This window comes from Azoarcus sp. Soil_N_20 (assembly GCF_057656155.1).
Window position 1 is genome coordinate 1 of record NZ_JBDGKX010000010.1, and the last position, 17,640, is coordinate 17,640.

Here is a 17,640-nt window from a genome sequence, read left to right on the forward strand (position 1 = left end):
CTCCGGGAGGGGTTGCCGAATTATACCGAAGGCATCGGGGTGCGCGCCGTCGCCGGCCTTTTTCTACAGCCTCAACGTTCGACATGAGCGGCGGGCGTAGGCAAACGAAGCTTGCCGGAGCCCGTCCGCTCGATGGAGGGATTAGAGGGATCGGTGCGCGTACGCCTCAGAAGCTTCTGTGATAACCGAGGTGACCTTGGCTATTCCGCGCGCAGTTGCAACATGCAGCGGCGACCTCTTCTGTTTCAGTGAAGATCCAATTGGTCGGAACGCTAATGGCAGGATCGTTGTCTGCCTTCTTTCGAGGAACGATCGTCAAAGTTCTGGTCGCGTGGTCAGTGCACTCAGTTAGCTCCTCGTCCTCTGCGACTTCAAAGTGCTTGTGGATGAGAAAAACGCCAAACCTATGTAGCGCCTTGTGCTTCACCAATACATCTAGAATCTCTTTGAAGCATTCTGCGTCCTTCTCTTTTGCGAAGACGTCGAGTTCCTCACTACCCATGTACGGAATCTGGCCCCATCGCATTGGTTGAACGTTGATTGCTGACATAGCACGTCCTCGCGCCCCTTGTAAAGAAGCAGGCAGCCTTGCGCGCGGCGGTGGATTGTTGGGTAGGCGGAGTTGGAGCCCTCTAACAAGGCCATGCATGCCCATTTCTACCCTGCAGAATCAGGACATCAGCCTGCTTTTGAAGGCCTTCTTCTGGGGATACCTCAGGATCTGTTCAGAGGTCACGCCCCTTTGCGGTTTGCGCCGGTGTCGTGTCGGCTTAGGCCAATGAGGCCCAAGACACTCAAACCTAAGAGGGCGAGCGAGGAGGGCTCCGGAACAGAGGAAAGTCTAAAATCTGCTATTACAATTCCGCTTGCGGATGTAGAGCCAAATATAACTCCTCCACTGGTAGAAGTGCTAATTGGATCAAATTGCGCGAATATCGTATCGTTAACTAAAGACAAATCAGTTATTCCAAAGGATAGTAAGTCCTGAGTTGCAAAGAAGTCAAAAAAACTCTGTGTTATATTCACGCCCAATGTATCTTCTGTCAGCAATAGCGCTTGGCTTATTTCACCAAGATCAGTGAAAAAGCCGCCAGTTACACTTGACCCCCCTTCAAATAAAGATGCAAAGCCTAAAGAGCTTCCTTCCATGCCTGCAGAGGCAAGCTTTTGGTTATCTTCGCCTGTTCCATTATCTGTGAAGATTCCTGTGGCGCTTGCAGCAAGGTTTCTAATTCGCACTCCTGTTGTTGTAATTGATGCAGTAAAACCAGCACCAGCCAATTTTTTTTGTATTTTATCGGCTTTATCGGCGGGCCCATCTGTTGCTTTTATGTCATCGACAACAACTGTTTTCGTTACGCCCCCACTTGTTATTTCTATTGTAACGGATCCATCGTGAATCGGATCTGTAATTGTTATATCAATGTTTTTGGCAAACGCCACGCCGCTGATTGTTAGTGCGGAGACTATCCCCAACAGGAACATGGGTACCGACAAGGATTTACTCGAAGGCATTTTCATCAGTTTTCTCCTTTCTGGCGCTATATCACGAATGTTCTGTCTCAGATTCATTTGGCAATACGGCTTACTAATTCTCAGTGCGGACACTACATTACCTTTTACCTCCTTCCAGTTGCTCAGCAAAGGGAGTGCTATGGACTTGGTTCCAAAGCCAGCCAGAACGCAGCCCGTATCAACGGCCAAATGCACCTTGCTGCCCCGACGCCGCTTGTAGCCGTCGTAGCAGGCACGCGGCCCGCTTCCGCGGCTGCTTTGCACGTGCGCCCATCCAGGATTACGGCACCGGCTGGCCTTTGCGACCGTCGTCGACGTTGAAGATCGAGTGTATGTCGTTCGCCATCGCCTCGAAACAGCCCGCATCGTCCAGCAACGAAACTGCTGATACACCGTTTGCCAGGGTTGTAAACAGGGATAAGCAAATTGTATGCTAATAAATGTAAATGCTGTTTAACGTATTGAAATTGAATTGCAATTTCATATTAAATAGCTACTGATGACTATTTAACCTAAAGTGCGTGTAAAATTTCCCGACACCTAATCGAAATGTAACGGTCACCGGCAGCTTCTGGCCGGATGCACGCGTTGGGGTGAGGTCGGTGAAACCTGCCGCCCTAGTTCCTCCGTGCAAGCTGAACGTTGGCTCAGTGGCGTTACCGCTGGACGGGCAGATCCAGCCATCGGCCGACACTGACGACACTGAAAATTCCGACCTCCGAGCGTCGGCTCCGGGCACGACAGCGGTCATCCATCGACCTGCGCGACTGACTCGCTCGTGGTAGGCCGTCCCCAACCAATACCTCAACTTGACGGCCACGCTGCGGCTGTGCTCCTGCGTCCGAGGGATGAGTGTCCATTCAGAATCCTGTTCCGGTTACCGGACCAGGATGGGCTTATTCGATGGCCGCCGCCGCTCAATGCGCCGCGCCCACCATCCAGCGCTACTAGTGTCGCCGTCCCGAGCAGACGCTGTGGTATCGCATCGTCCAGTCCCACCTCGAAACCTGGCTGGAGTTCGTCATTGGAGAGAACGGTGAAGCACCGCCGGCCCATGTCGAACGGACAATTCGCCGCTATCTCGAATGCGGCATCCTCGCTCATATCCCCGGCCACGTGGGCGAGCCGACTTCGGCCCCGCGCCTAGCGCTGGCGCGCGATGGATTTGCCTGGGCAAGTGAGATCTTCGGGCACAATTCTCGTTTGACATCGGGCGAAGCGCGCCGATACTCCCTGTGGAGGTGTTGAATTTCCTATCCTTGCCTTGAGGCGTGGCGTTGAATTTCCTATCCTTCGGTAATGCCGCGCTAACCTGTCTGTCAGAGTTAGTTCCGTCCCAATGACTGGAGAACTCTCATGGCTATTGGTGTCTGGATCAGTCTTCTTGCTTACTTTGCGCTCATGATCGCCATCGGCTTTTATGCGATGCGCAAATCGACGTCTTCGTCTGAAGATTACATGCTGGGTGGCCGAGGCCTCAGTCCACAAGTGGCGGCCCTGTCGGCCGGCGCTTCGGACATGAGCGGATGGTTGCTGCTGGGTTTGCCCGGGGCAATGTTTGTATCTGGTTTGGGTTCGGCGTGGATCGGTATCGGTCTGCTCGTGGGTGCGTTCTTCAACTGGACTCTGGTCGCACCACGCCTTCGCGAACAGACGGTTCACTATGGTAATGCGATTACCATTCCAGAATTCCTGGCAAACCGGTTCCCGACTCAGGCGATGTCACTGAGAACGGTTTCCGCGATCGTCATAGTTATCTTTTTCGCGGTGTACACGGCGTCTGGCCTGGTTGCCGGCGGCAAACTGTTTGAGACCGCGTTTTCCGGAATTTTCAACATTGGCGGCTTGAGCGACTACGCCGTTGGTATCGTGATTACCCTGGGCGTGGTGCTGGCCTACACGGTCGTCGGTGGCTTCCTGGCCGTGAGCATGACGGACTTCGTGCAAGGCTGCATCATGATGCTGGCACTCGTTCTCATGCCGGCGGTTGTGCTCTTTGGCGAAGGAGGCGGCGGTTTCTCCCAGGCGTCACAGACCCTGAATGAAGTCGATCCCACGCTCCTATCCTGGACGGAGGGGCTGACCTTTATCGGTTGGCTGTCTGCGGTTACCTGGGGGCTGGGTTATTTCGGACAACCGCACATCATCGTGCGCTTCATGGCCATCCGGACTCTGAAGGAAGTCCCTATTGCCCGTAACATCGGCATGGGCTGGATGTTCATCTCCCTGGTCGGCGCGATCTCTCTGGGTGTGTTCGGCCGGGCCTATGCGATCCGTAATGGTATGGATGTCCAGGATCCGGAAACGATCTTCATCATTCTGGCGGAACTGCTGTTCCATCCGCTGATCACCGGGTTCCTCTATGCGGCACTGCTTGCTGCGATCATGAGTACCATTTCCAGCCAGCTTTTGGTGTCGTCTTCCTCACTGACTGAAGACTTATATCGCCTGTTCCTGCGTAAGAATGCTACGGACAAGGAGCGCGTGGGCGTGGGCCGGATTTGTGTCGTACTGGTGGGTCTGGTTGCAGCCGTCATTGCGTCTGACCCGGACTCCCAGGTTCTGGCGCTGGTCGCTAACGCTTGGGCAGGCTTTGGTGCGGCGTTCGGCCCACTCATTATCTTGTCGCTGATGTGGTCGCGCACGAACGGCGCTGGCGCCATCGCGGGCATGCTCGTGGGTGCCGCCACCGTCATAATCTGGATTTCACTGGGCTGGAACGGAGAGTTCATGGGTGGTCCCGGTGTGTACGAGATTATTCCTGGCTTCATCGCTTCGTTCATTGCGATCCTGGTGGTGAGCAGCGTTACTGCCGATGCTGGTGAATATCAGCACATCAATCGCTGAAAAGTTAGCGCATGACGCACATATCTGCCCGGCCCTTGAATATGCTGCGCTCGCTCGCCCCGAGCTTGTCGACGGGTGTTGCCGGCACAGGGCTTCGACAAACTCCGCCCGAGCGGAGCAAGCGAATCGGAGGACCGGGTCAATAGCTTGCGCCAGGAAAGACAAGATCCGAGCCGACGCGTCATTGTTTTATGTCGGGTGGCCAGGAGAGATTGAGCATGAACGAGGCAAGCCTTCATCCGCAGGGTGAAACGAGTGAGTTCCGCTCGCGTATCCGCGACAGCTATTTTGCCGACGAGGCAGCGGTGCTGCAGAGGCTCGTAGAACGTATCACGCTGTCGGAGGACGAGCGCCGAAAGGTCGCCGCCGTCGGTGCCAGATACGTGGAGCGTGTGCGCAAGGAAACGTCGCCCTCGATGATGGAGGCGTTCCTGGCCGAATACGGACTCTCCACCGCCGAGGGCGTCGGCCTCATGTGCCTGGCAGAAGCGCTGCTACGTGTTCCCGATGCGGAGACCATAGACGACCTCATCCACGACAAGATCGAGCCGTCCGACTGGGGCGCACACCTTGGCAAGTCCTCGTCGTCGATGGTCAACGCCTCGACCTGGGCGCTGATGCTGACCGGCAAGGTGCTGGATGACGATCCCAAGGGCCCGGTGCGGGCGCTGCGAGGCCTGGTGCGCCGTCTGGGCGAGCCGCTGGTGCGTACCGCGGTCGGGCAGTCGATGAAGATCCTCGGACGCCAGTTCGTGCTCGGCCAGACCATCGACGAGGGCATGAAGAATGCCCGCGAGCTCGAGCGGCAGGGCTATACCTATTCCTACGACATGCTGGGCGAGGCGGCGCGTACCGATGACGATGCCGTCCGCTATCACGCGGCCTACGCCAAGGCGATCACCGCGATCGCCAAGCAGGCCAAGGGCGACGTGCGATCCAGTCCCGGCATCTCGGTGAAGCTCTCGGCGCTGCATCCGCGCTATGAATACACCCACCGCGACACGGTGATGGCGGAACTCGTGCCACGCGCGCTGGAACTGGCGAAGCAGGCGGCCAAGGCCAATATCGGCTTCAACATCGACGCCGAGGAGCAGGACCGGCTGGACCTGTCACTCGACGTGATCGAGGCGCTACTGTCCGACCCCGGACTCGCCGGCTGGGACGGATTCGGGATCGTGGTGCAGGCCTACGGGCGTCGCGCCGGGCCGGTGATCGAGGCGCTCTACGATCTCGCCGAGCGGCTCGACCGCAAGCTCATGGTGCGACTGGTGAAAGGCGCCTACTGGGACACCGAGATCAAGCTGGCGCAGGAACTGGGCGTAGAGACCTTCCCGGTGTTCACCCGCAAGGTCAACACCGATGTCAGCTACATGGCCTGCGCGCAGATGCTGCTCGATCGGCGTGACCGCATCTATCCGCAGTTCGCCACCCACAATGCCCACACCTGCGCCGCGGTGGTGGCCATGGCAGGCATCGACAAGGACAGCTACGAGTTCCAGCGCCTGCACGGCATGGGCGAATCGCTGCACCAGATCGTCAAGCAGTCGGAGGGGACCCATTGCCGGATCTACGCGCCGGTCGGCGCGCACCGTGACCTGCTGGCCTATCTGGTACGCCGTCTGCTGGAGAACGGGGCGAACTCGTCATTCGTGAACCAGGTGGTGGACAGCTCGATTCCCCCCAGCGAGATCGCGCGCGACCCGGTGACCGAGATGCAGCGCCTGGGCGACGCCATCCCGAGCCCGTCGATCCGACTGCCCGGCGAGCTGTTCGCGCCCGATCGCAAGAACTCACGCGGCTACCGGATCAACGAACCCGCCTCGATCCTGCCACTGCTGAAAGCGCGCGAGGCGTTCGCCGACACGACCTGGACCGCCGGGCCCATGCTGGCGGGAAGCCCGGCGCCCCGCGGGCCGGCTCGCGATGCCGTGTCTCCCGCCGACGGTTCGCGTGTGGTCGGCAAGGTGCATGAGGCGACTCCGGATGAGGTGGCGGCCGCCCTCGACGCCGCCGAGCAAGGCTTCCGGTACTGGTCGGCGCGTCCGGCGGCCGAACGGGCCGAGGTGCTGCGCCGTACCGCCGATCTCTACGAGGAACACATCGCCGAGCTGACCGCGATCACCACGCGCGAGGCCGGCAAGATGATGTTCGATGGCATCGCCGAGGTGCGTGAGGCCGTGGACTTCCTGCGCTACTACGCCAACGAGGGCGAGCGGCTGGAAGCGGAAGAGCCCGGCAGTGCCCGCGGCATCTTCGTCTGCATCAGCCCGTGGAACTTTCCCCTGGCCATCACCACCGGCCAGATCGCCGCGGCGCTGGTGGCCGGCAACGCGGTGCTCGCCAAACCCGCCGAGCAGACACCCCTGATCGCCGCCCGTGCCGTCGAGCTGATGCGCGAGGCCGGCCTGCCGGAGGCGGCGCTCCAGCTGCTGCCCGGCGACGGGCCGACGGTAGGCGGGCCGCTGACCAGCGATCCGCGGATCGCGGGCGTCTGCTTCACCGGCTCGACCCCGGTGGCGCAGATCATCCACAAGGCCCTGACGCAGAATGCGGGGCCGGATGCGGTGCTGATCGCCGAGACCGGCGGACTCAATTGCATGATCGTGGACTCCACCGCGCTGACCGAGCAGGCGGTGCGCGATATCCTGATCTCGGCCTTCCAGTCGGCCGGCCAGCGCTGTTCGGCGCTCAGGATGCTGTACGTGCAGGAAGAAGCGCGCGACCGGCTGCTCAATATGCTCGACGGCGCCATGGACGCGCTCACCATCGGCGATCCCTGGAATACCGACACCGACGTGTCGCCGGTGATCGACGCCGACGCCCAAGCCGAGATCAGGGCCTATGTGGTGGCACACGAAAAGGCCGGCAAGGTGCTGAAGAAGCTGCCTGCGCCCAAGGTCGGTACCTTCGTCACCCCCGCCGTGGTCGAGGTAGGAGGCATCGCGGATCTCGAGCGCGAGATCTTCGGCCCCATCCTGCACGTGGCCACGTTCAAGGCGCGAGACATCGACAAGGTGGTCGACGCAATCAATGACAGGGGATACGGGCTGACCTTCGGGCTGCATACGCGGATCGACGACCGCGTGCAGCAGATCGTCGAGCGTATCCGGGTCGGCAACGTCTACGTCAACCGCAGCCAGATCGGCGCCATCGTCGGCTCCCAGCCGTTCGGCGGCGAGGGCCTCTCGGGCACCGGGCCCAAGGCCGGCGGCCCGCTCTACGTCAACCGCTTCCGCCGCACCGCCGCCGTGGAGCACCACGCCGCGCCGAAGGGGAAGGTCGTGACCCTCGGGGACCTCCAATCGGCCCTCGACGGGCTGGACGCACGCAACTGGGCGGCGCGACCCGATCGGGTCGAGGTGCTGCGCAAGACGCTGAGCGGCAAGAGTGGCCTGGTCCGCAAGGCGCTCAACGAGACCGCAGCCCTGGACATGACACCGCACACGCTGCCGGGGCCGACGGGTGAAAGCAACCGCCTGACGCTGTACCCGAAGGGACCGGTACTCTGCCTCGGGCCTACCCTGGATATCGCCGTTGCCCAGGCCGCGCAGGCCCTCGGTGCGGGCTGTGCCGCTGTGCTCGTCGCGCCGGACGCGAAGCAGTCCGTGCGGCCGCTGATCGATGCCGGGGCGCCCGTTGCAGCGCTCGACGGCAGCGTCTCGGCCGAGACGCTGAGCGCGGTCAAGGGTATCGCGGCGGTGGCCGCGGCCGGCGTCAGCGACTGGACCCGTGAACTGCGTATCGCGGTCGCCAAGCGCGACGGTGCCATCGTGCCGCTCGAGACGCAGACCATCTCGCCGGAACGCTACGTGGTGGAACGCCATTTGTGCATCGACACCACGGCGGCGGGTGGCAACGCGAGCCTGCTGGCGACGGCGGAGTAGAGGCCGCGTTGCCCGCAGGCGTCAAGTCCGAAAGGCAGCTAGTCTTACCTTCAAAGCTGTCGCGCACTGGAATTGAGTCACCTCCGGCACGGTCAGCCCCGGCCGATTTACCGCCAGTTCCTCACGTTGCTGAGACCATTTGTCCCCGACCTCACGGCCTAGCCCCGCCCCTGGCTCAGTTACCCCGCGCCGCCCGCCGCGGCAGCTAGTTCCCGCACGATGCCGTGCAGGTGCCACTTGAACTGGCGGTCGCCGCAGGCGCACAGGCAATGAAGCAGCATCCGGCCAGAGGCGCAACCTGCACAACTCACGCCGATCACAGCGTTGACCCGCATCCATTGCAGGCGTGCGTGGTTCATGAGGATCGCGGCCCGGCTCTTGGTCAGTGCGGCGTTCATGGCGGTTCTCCTTGGGTGCCTTCTTGATTTCAAATGAGCCCGTTGGGCCCTCGACACTCGTTCTGCAGGACTCATGCCAGTGCAACGCAGACTGCCATGGGGAAATCCTAATCCATTGAATAGGCGTGAATTTTTCGAGCGCTGCCGAAACACCCGGCGGCCTGGTGGCCTGGCCGTGGGGCGTCAGTGGCTGCAACAACCCAACACCTCTCCTCAATCTGTTGGACATTGCCCACCGTTTGGCCTCTGCCAGCGGTACCGTCATCGCCTACTTCGCGATCGGCCCGGTTTCACATTTTCCGTTTTTTCAAAACCTTAGCCGTTCTCGAGGTGCTCATGGCGACCCCCTGGCGCGCTTGCTGCAATGGAGTGGCGAGCGCAACATCCGGCGCACTACCAACAGAAACGGGAGGCGTCCATATAAACCGCCATGGCCCACCTCACCATCCACGACCTGCCCGCCACCGAAACCCTCGACGCCAAGGCCATGAGCGCCGTGCGCGGCGGCATATGGGACTATTCCAACCGACTCGGCATGCTCGGTCAGATGTTGGAGGACCAACAAGATCGCAATTACTGTGATCCTTTCCACCCCAAGACCCTGGACGCGGCGGCCCACCAGGCGTTCGAGGGCTGGGTCTCGGTTCCTTGAGATAAGCCTATTGCAATGTTTTCAACGCCATTGCCACGTTTGCGACTTTAATCGCACGGCACCTGGCGCGGGCCGGGGAGAGCGGTGCGGACGTTCCGCGCGGGACGCGATTCCCGCGTCAGCCGCTGGGCGATGTCCGGTTTCGCCCCGACCTGCGACCGATCACAGTCGCTCCAGCGCCGGCCCGTCCTTCGGCCCGAACCATGCTTGGGCGAAGGCTTCTTTCGCGGCCGCCTGGGCGTCGGACTTGCCCTGCCGGCGATAGACTTCGGCGAGGCCGTGCAGCGCCCAGCCGTTGTTGCGTACCTTGCCGAGCGAGTCGCGGAAGGCTTTTTCCGCTTCGTCCAGCCGGCCCTGGCGCAGGCGCACCGAGCCCAGCGACTGGCGCACCGGGAAGTACCAGTAGGGCGGTTCCATGTAGGCCAGGCTGTCCTCGACCGCGATCGCGTCCTCGAACGCTGCCGCCGCCGCGTCCAGATCGCCGCGGGCATCGGCGATGCGCGCGCTGGCGACGAGCCGTGCGGTCTGCACGATCTCCCTGGCCGGCACCTGCCATGCGACGTAGGGTTCGAAGTCGGCCGTGGACTCGAGTTTCGCCAGCGCGTCGAGTTCCTGCTGCGCGCCGGTGAGATCCTTGCCGGCCGCGTGGGCCACCGCGCGCGCGTAGTGGTACATGGCGGTGACCAGGGTCAGGCTTTCGGTCGGGCGGGGCAGGGCGAGGATGGTCGCGGGCGGGCTGAACAGCGCATGCGTGGTGTAGGGCGCACCCTTGATCGGCTCCAGCGACGGAAATTGTTGCACCACTTCGGCCGGCATCGCGGCGTCGAGTTTTGCCGCGGCATCGAGCGCGGTGGGGCCGTCGCCGCCCATCTGTGCCGAGATCAGCAGAAAGTGAATGTTGTGCGGGTAGTAGCCGGTCTTGTACAGCGGGTCGGACGGCGAGGTCTTGAAGTAGCGTTCGTCGGCCGCGATCGCTGCCTTGTTGGCGGTGAGTGATTCGCGGAACATGCCGACGCGGTAGTAGATGTGCGCCGGCATGTGCACGATGTGGCCGGCGCCGGGCATCAGGGTGCCCAGCCGTTGCGCATGCTCGAGGGCGCGCTCCGGTTTGGTCGAGGCTTCCACGGCATGGATGTAAAGGTGGATCGCGCCGGGATGCGAGGGGCTGCGCGCGAGCACCGTTTCGAGGGTGCGGACGAGATCCGCGGTGCGCCCCTTGGGCCGGGTGCCGGCGGCTTCCCAGTAGTCCCACGGCTGGGTGTCCATCGCGGCCTCGGCATAGAGAACCTGGATGGTGTCATCCTCCGCGAAGCGTCGTGCAACCTGCTGCATCGCATCCGCATAGGCCGCATCGAGCGCCGCGCGTTCGGCTTGCGCATCTTCCGCGTAGCGCTTGCCGAGGGCTTCGATCAGCGCGCGTTCCTTCGCAGTCGCGGTCGGGGCCAAGGCGGTGGCCCTGGCGAGCGCTGCCAGTGCGGGTGCGTTTGCTTCGGGCGGCATCGGGGCGTTGATGTTGGGCCCGAGCACCAGCGCCTCGCCCCAGAAACACAGCGCGCAGTTCTGGTCGAGGTTCTGCGCCGCGCGGAAGGCGCGTTGGGCTTCGGCATGGTTGAAGGCAAAGGCGAGGCGCAGGCCCTGGTCGAAGTAGGACTGCGCGCGGGCGTCTGCGGTACTGACCTTGAAGCGGAGGTTTCCGAGCTCGGTGTAGAGCGGCACCTCGCCGCCGATCGCGGCCTGCATCTGCCCGCTCTGGAAGGGTGTGTTCTCCGACTTGGCGGCCACCTGGATCAGAGTGCCCAGGGTCGCGCGGGTGGCGACCGGGCTGGCGCACACGCTGCCGGGGTCGGCCAGCAGCGGATCGAAAGCCGGTGTTGCCGCGCGCGAGTCGGGGCTGCCGGCGGGCACGACGAGCGATGCGGAAAACAGTGCGAGTGCCGGCAGAAGGGGTCGAAGCGAATGTCGGGTGACACGGTTTGTCATGGTCGGGCCTCCATCTCCGATGGCGGGACAGAAACCTCTGCGCGACTCGTGCCGCGATGCGTGAGGATCGGTCGCGCCAAGGTGGCCGCCGTCGTCGTCTCGCGCATGCCCGCTATCCCGTTATAGACGGTCCAGCGGAAGTCGCTATGCATAGCGGCTAGGAGGCTGTCGGACTTGAGCGATCGTAGCGAGCCGAGTGGGAAAACGAGGACAGATTCGGCCGTTTTTGAGGCGCATAGTCATTCTATGCAACGAGAAAACGGGCGGATATGGACCGTTTCTCCCACTGGCGCAGTAGATCAGCCTCAAGTCCGACAGCCTCCTAGGCTTCAGCGCGCAAACAGCAGCAGCAACAGGAAAACGTTGAGTACCATCGAACCGAGGGCCAGGAATTTCAGTGCGAGCGCCGGATCACGCCGTGCCAGCGGGCGCTTGCGCGGTGCCCGCAGCGGGCGGTGGGCGCCGAGTTCGAGGGCGAGCAGGAATTCTTCGGCGGTCTCGAAGCGCTCGATCGGCTCGCAGGCCACCGCCTTGAGCAGCACCGCCTCCAGCCAGTCGGGGATATCCGGCCGATAGCGGGTGGGCAGGGTCGGGTTGCCGAAGCGGGGTTTCTGGAAGGGCTCGATCTCGCCGTAGGGATAGTGGCGGGTCAGCAGTTCGTACAGGGTCACGCCCACCGCGTACAGATCGGTCGATTCGTTGGCCCGCGTACCGCTGTAGAGGTCCGGCGCCATGTAGCTCGGCGTGCCCGGGTTGTTGATCTCGCTGAACTCCTGGCCGTCGGTCGATGCGACCCCGAGGTCGAGGATGCGGAGCTTGCCCTGGGCGTCAAGATGCAGGTTGTCCGGCTTGATGTCGCGGTGCACGATGGCGAGCCGGTGCAGCGCGGCCACCCCGCGCAGGATCTCGCAGCCCAGCTCGGCCACCTGCGCCGGAGAAAAGCGATGGCCGGCGGCAAGCCGCTGCTTCAGGCTCGCACCCTGGTGCCAGGTCATCAGGTAGTACAGATGGGTGCGTGCGGGCCAGTCGATGACTTCGGGGAAGTGGCGGTCCACCACCCGTTTCGCGATCCACTCCTCGTACACCAGGGCCTGGCAATTCTCCTGGTCGCCCGCGCCCGGACGCAGCGTCTTCAGCACCAGCTGCCGGCCGTCGGCGGTGACCACGCGGTAGAGCTGGGTCACCAGGGATTCGTGCAGGACTTCCTCCACCCGCAGCCCGTCGACCAGCACGCCTACCTTGAGCGGCGGTGGCAAGGGCAGCAGGCTGGCCGACTCGAACAGCTCGGGCAGGCGCGACGGCGGGAGCTCGTTCACCCGCAGCACCAGCGCGGTGCAGTTGTCCGGCGAACCGGCGCCGGTGGCGAGCATGGTCAGTTTGGCCGCGGCATCCTGCGGATCGCTTGCGTCTGCCAGGATCCTGGCGATCTTGTCGTCACCCAGGGTGGCCCACACGCCGTCGCTCATCAGCGCGAACAGGTCGCCCGAAGACAGGTCGCCGTCGGAGAAGTCGATGCTCAGCTTGGAGTCCAGTCCGACCGCACGCGACAGCACGTTGTCGAGTTCCGGATGGGCCCAGGTGTGGTCTGCGGTGAGTTGTTCGAGTTGGCCCTGGCGGTACAGATAGATGCGGGTGTCGCCGACGTGGGCCAGGTAGTAGCGGGTGCCGCGCAGGACGATCGCCGACAGCGTGGTGGCCATGCCCGCGGTCTGGCGGTTCTTCTTGGCCTGGCTCACCACCCACTGGTTGAGCGACTGGATGACCCGCTCCAGGCTGCGGTTGACCGCCCAAGTCTCGGGGGTGGCGTAGTAGTCGGCGAGCAGACCGCGCACGGTGCGCTCGGCGGCTTCGCGACCGTTTTCGTGTCCGCCCAGGCCGTCGGCCACCGCCAGCAGCACGCCCTTGTGTTGCAGTTCGCCGCCGGATGGCGTGACGTAACCGCAGAAATCCTCGTTACGGGGTCTGGCGCCGGTGAGGGACGAATGGCCGACGCTGACGCTGAGCTGGCTCATGAGAGGCCTCGAGGAATGATTTCTGCAATGGAAACACCCGCGGCCATCGCCGGCAAGGCCGGGCCGGAACCGCATGCACGGTCCCGGCCCGGATGGTCGGCGGGCGCGCCGCCGCGATCAGATCTTGGCGGTGGTCAGGTGAGGGGCGCCCCAGGTGGTGCGCCAGCGGTTCTTCACCGCGGTCAGGCCGACCAGGGCGACCGCGGCCAGCGCGGCGAAGATCAGGAAGCCGGCCATGTAGGAGCCGGTGACCTGCTTCGAGTAGCCGAGGCTGGAGGCGAGGTAGAAGCCGCCGACGCCGCCCGCCATGCCCACCAGACCCGTCATCACGCCGATCTCCTTGCGGAAGCGCTGCGGCACGAGCTGGAACACGGCGCCGTTACCCATGCCCAGCGACAGCATCGCGCACACGAACGCGGCCAGTGCCATCCACGCGCTGGGCAGGCCGATCGACACCACGCCGAGGGCCAGCGCGGCCGCCACATAGACCACGCTCAGCGATTTGATGCCGCCGATGCGGTCGGCCAGGTTGCCGCCGATGGGGCGCACCAGGCTGCCGGCAAAGACGCAGGCGGCGGTGAAGTAGCCGGCGATCTGGGCGCTCAGGCCGTACTCGGTGTTGAAGTAGATGGTCAGCGACGAGGCCAGCCCGACGAAGCCGCCGAAGGTCACGCTGTAGAAGAACATGAACCACCAGGCGTCCTTGTCCTTGAGCACCGACATGTATTCGCCGAGCTTCTTCGGCGCCGGGCATTCGGGCGCGTCCTTGGCCATGAACAGGTAGGCGACGAAGACGATGACGAGCGGGATCAGCGCCAGGCCGAACACGTTGACCCAGCCGAAGGCCGCAGCCAGGCCGGGGCCGAACAGTGCGGCGAGCGCGGTCCCGGAGTTGCCGGCGCCGGCAATGCCGAGCGCGGTGCCCTGGTGTTCGGGCGGATACCAGCGCGAGGCCAGCGGCAGCGCGACCGCAAAGGAGGCGCCGGCGACGCCGAGGAACAGGCCCAGGATCAGCGCCTGTTCATAGGAGTGAATGCCGTGCTGCCACGCCACCGCGAGCGCGGCGATGACGATGACCTGGCCGATGGCGCCGGTCAGCTTGGGCTTGAGGTGGTCGACCATCAGGCCCATGACGAGGCGCAGCAGTGCGCCGGCGAGCACCGGGGTCGCCACCATCAGACCCTTCTGGGCGTGGGTCAGGCCGAGGTCGGCGGAAATCTGCACGGCCAGCGGGCCGAGCAGCACCCACACCATGAAGGCGAGGTCGAAGTAGAGGAAGGCGGCGATCAGGGTGGGCGTGTGGCCGGCCTGCAGGAAGGATTTCTTGTCCATGGGTGACTCCGTGGCGGAGCGGGCCGGGGCCTGCTCCTGCTTATAGTTTAGGGGTTCAAAGGCCGAGCAGGACCTGGCCGTCTTCGACCCGGACCGAAAAGGGTTTGCTGCAGCCGACGTCGGGCGCCAGCGCCTCGCCGCTTTCCAGCTGCAGCTTCCAGCTGTGCAGCGGGCAGGTGACGGTGCGCCCGTGCACGATGCCCTGCGACAGCGGCCCGCCCTTGTGCGGGCACTTGTCGTGCATGGCGAAGACTTCGTCGTCGGCGGTACGGAAGATCGCGATGTCGCCATGACCACGGGTCTTCACCACCCGTGCGCCGAGCACCGGGATGTCTTCCACGCGACAGATGTTGTTCCAGTTCATGGTGTTTCCCCTCAGGCCTCAAGTAGTTCGAATTCACGGCGCAGCTGCCCGCCGCTGGCGTCCTGCACCCGTTCCAGCCACGGATCGGCGCAGTCCTGCAGCGCGAACAGCAGGCGCTCGTGCAGCGCCTTGCGCAGTTCCGCGTCGTCGACGATGCGGAACTTGATGTAGTCCATGCCCACCCGTTCGACGTAGTGGCAGGTGCGTTCCAGATAGATGGCTTCTTCGCGGTAGAGCTGAAGGAAGGCACCGGAGATCTCCATCGCTTCCCGGTCGTCGGCGGCCTTGCACAGGAACTGCGCGACCTCGGTCTTGATCCCGCCGTTGCCCGCCACATAGATCTCGTAGCCCGAATCGACGCCGATGATGCCGACGTCCTTGATCCCCGCTTCGGCGCAGTTGCGCGGGCAGCCCGACACCGCGAGCTTGACCTTGTGCGGGCTCCACATGCCGAACAGCATCTTCTCGAGCTTGACCCCCAGATCCATCGAGCGCTGGGTGCCGAAACGGCAATGCTCGGAGCCGACGCAGGTCTTCACGGTGCGGATCGACTTGCCGTAGGCGTGACCGGACACCATGCCGGCGTCGGCCAGGTCGGACCACATCGGCACCAGGTCTTCCTTCTTCACCCCGAGCAGATCGATGCGCTGGCCACCGGTGACCTTCACCGTGGGCACCTTGTACTTCTCCGCCGCATCGGCGATCGCGCGCAGCTCGCTCGGGGTGGTGAGACCGCCCCACATCCGCGGCACCACGCTGTAGGTGCCGTCCTTCTGGATGTTGGCGTGGGCGCGCTCGTTGATGAAGCGGCTCTGCGGATCATCGACAGCCTCGTGCGGCCAGCTCGAGATCAGGTAGTAGTTCAGCGCCGGGCGGCAGCTCGCGCAGCCGTTGGGGGTCTGCCAGTCGAGCGCCTGCATCACCGCCGGAATGCTGGTCAGGTGCTGCTCGCGGATCGCCGCGCGCACGGCCAGATGGGCGTGGCTGGTGCAGCCGCACATCGGCTTGCTGCTCGAATCCACCGCCTCGTAGCTGCCGCCCAGGGTAGTGGCGAGGATCTGCTCGACCAGCCCGGTGCAGGACCCGCAGGACGACGAGGCCTTGGTGTGCTTGCGCACTTCGTCGAGCGAGAACAGGCCGTGTTCCTGGATGGCCTGGACGATGGTGCCCTTGCATACGCCGTTGCAGCCGCACACCTCGGCTTCGTCGGACATCGTGGCGGCGAGGTTCTGCCCCTTGTGCCCGGTGTCGCCCAGAAAGTGCTGGCCGAACAGCAGGTGGTCGCGCATCTCGTGCACGTCCTGGGCTTCCTTGAGCAGCTGGAAGTACCAGCCGCCGTCGCCGGTGTCGCCATACAGACAGGCGCCCACCAGGCGGTTGTCCTTCAGTACCACCTTCTTGTACACGCCGCCGGCGACATCGGACAGGGTGATCAGGTCGGCGCCTTCTTCGCCCATGAATTCGCCGGCCGAGAACACGTCGATGCCGGTGACCTTGAGCTTGGTCGAGGTCACCGAACCCTGGTAGGTGGCGCCGCCCTTGCCGGCGAGGTGTGCGGCACAGACGCGCGCCTGTTCGAACAGCGGCGCGACCAGGCCGTAGGCGATGCCGCGGTGGCTGGCGCATTCGCCCACCGAGTAGATATCGGGGTCGGAAGTCTGCAGGGTGTCGTCGACCACGATGCCGCGGTTGCACTCGATCCCGGCCGCCTCGGCGAGGCTGGCGTTGGGGCGGATGCCGGCGGCCATCACCACCAGGTCGGCGGGCAGCTCGCTGCCGTCGGTGAAGCGCACCCGGGCGACGCGGCCGTCGGGCCCGGCTTCGAGCGCAGCGGTGCTGGTCTTGAGGCGGAACTTCAGGCCCTTGGCTTCGAGCGCGCCCTGCAGCATGCCGGCGGCCATCGGGTCCATCTGGCGTTCCATGATCCAGTCGGCGAGATGCACCACGGTCACGTCCATGCCGCGCAGCGCGAGGCCGTTGGCGGCCTCCAGCCCGAGCAGGCCGGCGCCGATCACCACCGCGTGGCGGTGGGTGGCGGCGGTGGCGATCATCTCGTTGGTGTCCTTGATGTCGCGGTAGGCGATCACCCCGGGCAGGTCCTTGCCCGGCACCGGCAGGATGAAGGGGTTGGAGCCGGTGGCAATCAGCAGCTTGTCGTAGGCGACCACGCTGCCGTCGTGCACCTGCACTTCCTTGCGTGCGCGGTCGATGCCGGTGACGGTGCGGCCCAGGCGCAGGTCGATGTGGTGGCGGGCGTACCAGTCGTGGTCGTTGAGGACGATGTCCTCGAGGGTGAGTTCGCCGGCGAGCACCGGCGACAGCATGATGCGGTTGTAGTTGGGGTGCGGTTCGGCGCCGAACACCGTGATGTCGTACAGGTCCGCATCCACCTTGAACAGTTCTTCCAGGGTGCGGACGCCGGCCATGCCGTTGCCGATCATGACGAGTTTGGGTTTGGACATAAGACGATTCCCGAAGAAGCGCATGGCCGTAACCGGACATGCAAAGCCAAAGAAAATATTGGCGTCGCTGATGGGATCGTCTTTGATCTGGCGGTACCACGACGTTGCGGTACCGCGGGTAAGCCGCGAGGGGCTCCGAGCTTTCGGTCGACACTGACCTGACGCAGGATGAGATGGCTGTAAGCATGCACCGT

11 protein-coding genes and 1 pseudogene are annotated in these 17,640 nt (G+C 63.7%); 3 read left to right on the forward strand and 9 right to left on the reverse strand.

Annotation, left to right across the window (positions count from 1 at the left end; genetic code table 11):
- Positions 1-166: 166 nt before the first annotated feature.
- From AC3A35_RS18660 to AC3A35_RS18670, 3 genes and pseudogenes are all read right to left on the reverse strand, one after another.
- A complete protein-coding gene (locus AC3A35_RS18660) occupies positions 167-550 on the reverse strand; it encodes a hypothetical protein (RefSeq protein WP_487437717.1) in 384 nt (127 codons plus the stop codon).
- A 182-nt stretch (positions 551-732) separates the two neighbouring features.
- A complete protein-coding gene (locus tag AC3A35_RS18665; RefSeq protein WP_487437718.1) occupies positions 733-1,521 on the reverse strand; it encodes a PEP-CTERM sorting domain-containing protein in 789 nt (262 codons plus the stop codon).
- Between the two features lie 168 nt (positions 1,522-1,689).
- A pseudogene (locus tag AC3A35_RS18670) lies at positions 1,690-1,920 on the reverse strand (IS5/IS1182 family transposase); the annotation flags it as partial.
- 951 nt (positions 1,921-2,871) lie between these two features.
- Between AC3A35_RS18670 and putP the strand changes: the two are divergent.
- Both putP and putA read left to right on the forward strand, forming a co-directional pair.
- Positions 2,872-4,362: a sodium/proline symporter PutP gene (gene putP, locus AC3A35_RS18675; protein WP_487437719.1), complete on the forward strand. Its 1,491-nt coding sequence runs from the start codon at positions 2,872-2,874 to the stop codon at positions 4,360-4,362.
- A gap of 218 nt (positions 4,363-4,580) precedes the next feature.
- Positions 4,581-8,246 carry a bifunctional proline dehydrogenase/L-glutamate gamma-semialdehyde dehydrogenase PutA gene (putA, locus tag AC3A35_RS18680; RefSeq protein WP_487437720.1) on the forward strand — a complete coding sequence of 1,222 codons (3,666 nt, stop codon included), beginning with the start codon at positions 4,581-4,583 and terminating at the stop codon, positions 8,244-8,246.
- A 179-nt stretch (positions 8,247-8,425) separates the two neighbouring features.
- On the opposite strand, the gene AC3A35_RS18685 is transcribed toward putA, so the two are convergent.
- Entirely contained in the window at positions 8,426-8,644 is a 219-nt protein-coding gene (locus AC3A35_RS18685) for a hypothetical protein (RefSeq protein WP_487437722.1), read from the reverse strand.
- A 430-nt stretch (positions 8,645-9,074) separates the two neighbouring features.
- Here AC3A35_RS18685 and AC3A35_RS18690 point away from each other — a divergent pair, with 430 nt between their 5' ends.
- Complete coding sequence (locus AC3A35_RS18690) at positions 9,075-9,296, forward strand: hypothetical protein (protein WP_487437723.1); 222 nt, start codon at positions 9,075-9,077, stop codon at positions 9,294-9,296.
- Between the two features lie 162 nt (positions 9,297-9,458).
- On the opposite strand, the gene AC3A35_RS18695 is transcribed toward AC3A35_RS18690, so the two are convergent.
- From AC3A35_RS18695 to nirB, 5 genes are all read right to left on the reverse strand, one after another.
- On the reverse strand, positions 9,459-11,276 hold the full coding sequence (locus AC3A35_RS18695) for a tetratricopeptide repeat protein (protein ID WP_487437724.1): 1,818 nt from the start codon (positions 11,274-11,276) through the stop codon (positions 9,459-9,461).
- A gap of 329 nt (positions 11,277-11,605) precedes the next feature.
- Positions 11,606-13,288, reverse strand: coding sequence for a bifunctional protein-serine/threonine kinase/phosphatase (locus tag AC3A35_RS18700; protein WP_487437725.1), 1,683 nt, complete (start codon positions 13,286-13,288; stop codon positions 11,606-11,608).
- A 117-nt stretch (positions 13,289-13,405) separates the two neighbouring features.
- A complete protein-coding gene (locus AC3A35_RS18705) occupies positions 13,406-14,620 on the reverse strand; it encodes a nitrate/nitrite transporter (RefSeq protein WP_487437727.1) in 1,215 nt (404 codons plus the stop codon).
- A gap of 55 nt (positions 14,621-14,675) precedes the next feature.
- Positions 14,676-14,984: a nitrite reductase small subunit NirD gene (gene nirD / locus AC3A35_RS18710; RefSeq protein WP_487437728.1), complete on the reverse strand. Its 309-nt coding sequence runs from the start codon at positions 14,982-14,984 to the stop codon at positions 14,676-14,678.
- Between the two features lie 11 nt (positions 14,985-14,995).
- Positions 14,996-17,446: a nitrite reductase large subunit NirB gene (gene nirB / locus AC3A35_RS18715; RefSeq protein WP_487437729.1), complete on the reverse strand. Its 2,451-nt coding sequence runs from the start codon at positions 17,444-17,446 to the stop codon at positions 14,996-14,998.
- Positions 17,447-17,640: the final 194 nt, after the last annotated feature.

Excerpts from the sequence above, each read along its gene's own strand:
- AC3A35_RS18660 (WP_487437717.1), bottom strand. The coding sequence starts at position 550 with ATGTCAGCAATCAACGTTCAACCAATGCGATGGGGCCAGATTCCGTAC.
- AC3A35_RS18665 (WP_487437718.1), bottom strand. The coding sequence starts at position 1,521 with ATGAAAATGCCTTCGAGTAAATCCTTGTCGGTACCCATGTTCCTGTTG.
- putP (WP_487437719.1), top strand. The coding sequence starts at position 2,872 with ATGGCTATTGGTGTCTGGATCAGTCTTCTTGCTTACTTTGCGCTCATG.
- putA (WP_487437720.1), top strand. The coding sequence starts at position 4,581 with ATGAACGAGGCAAGCCTTCATCCGCAGGGTGAAACGAGTGAGTTCCGC.
- AC3A35_RS18685 (WP_487437722.1), bottom strand. The coding sequence starts at position 8,644 with ATGAACGCCGCACTGACCAAGAGCCGGGCCGCGATCCTCATGAACCAC.
- AC3A35_RS18690 (WP_487437723.1), top strand. The coding sequence starts at position 9,075 with ATGGCCCACCTCACCATCCACGACCTGCCCGCCACCGAAACCCTCGAC.
- AC3A35_RS18695 (WP_487437724.1), bottom strand. The coding sequence starts at position 11,276 with ATGACAAACCGTGTCACCCGACATTCGCTTCGACCCCTTCTGCCGGCA.
- AC3A35_RS18700 (WP_487437725.1), bottom strand. The coding sequence starts at position 13,288 with ATGAGCCAGCTCAGCGTCAGCGTCGGCCATTCGTCCCTCACCGGCGCC.
- AC3A35_RS18705 (WP_487437727.1), bottom strand. The coding sequence starts at position 14,620 with ATGGACAAGAAATCCTTCCTGCAGGCCGGCCACACGCCCACCCTGATC.
- nirD (WP_487437728.1), bottom strand. The coding sequence starts at position 14,984 with ATGAACTGGAACAACATCTGTCGCGTGGAAGACATCCCGGTGCTCGGC.
- nirB (WP_487437729.1), bottom strand. The coding sequence starts at position 17,446 with ATGTCCAAACCCAAACTCGTCATGATCGGCAACGGCATGGCCGGCGTC.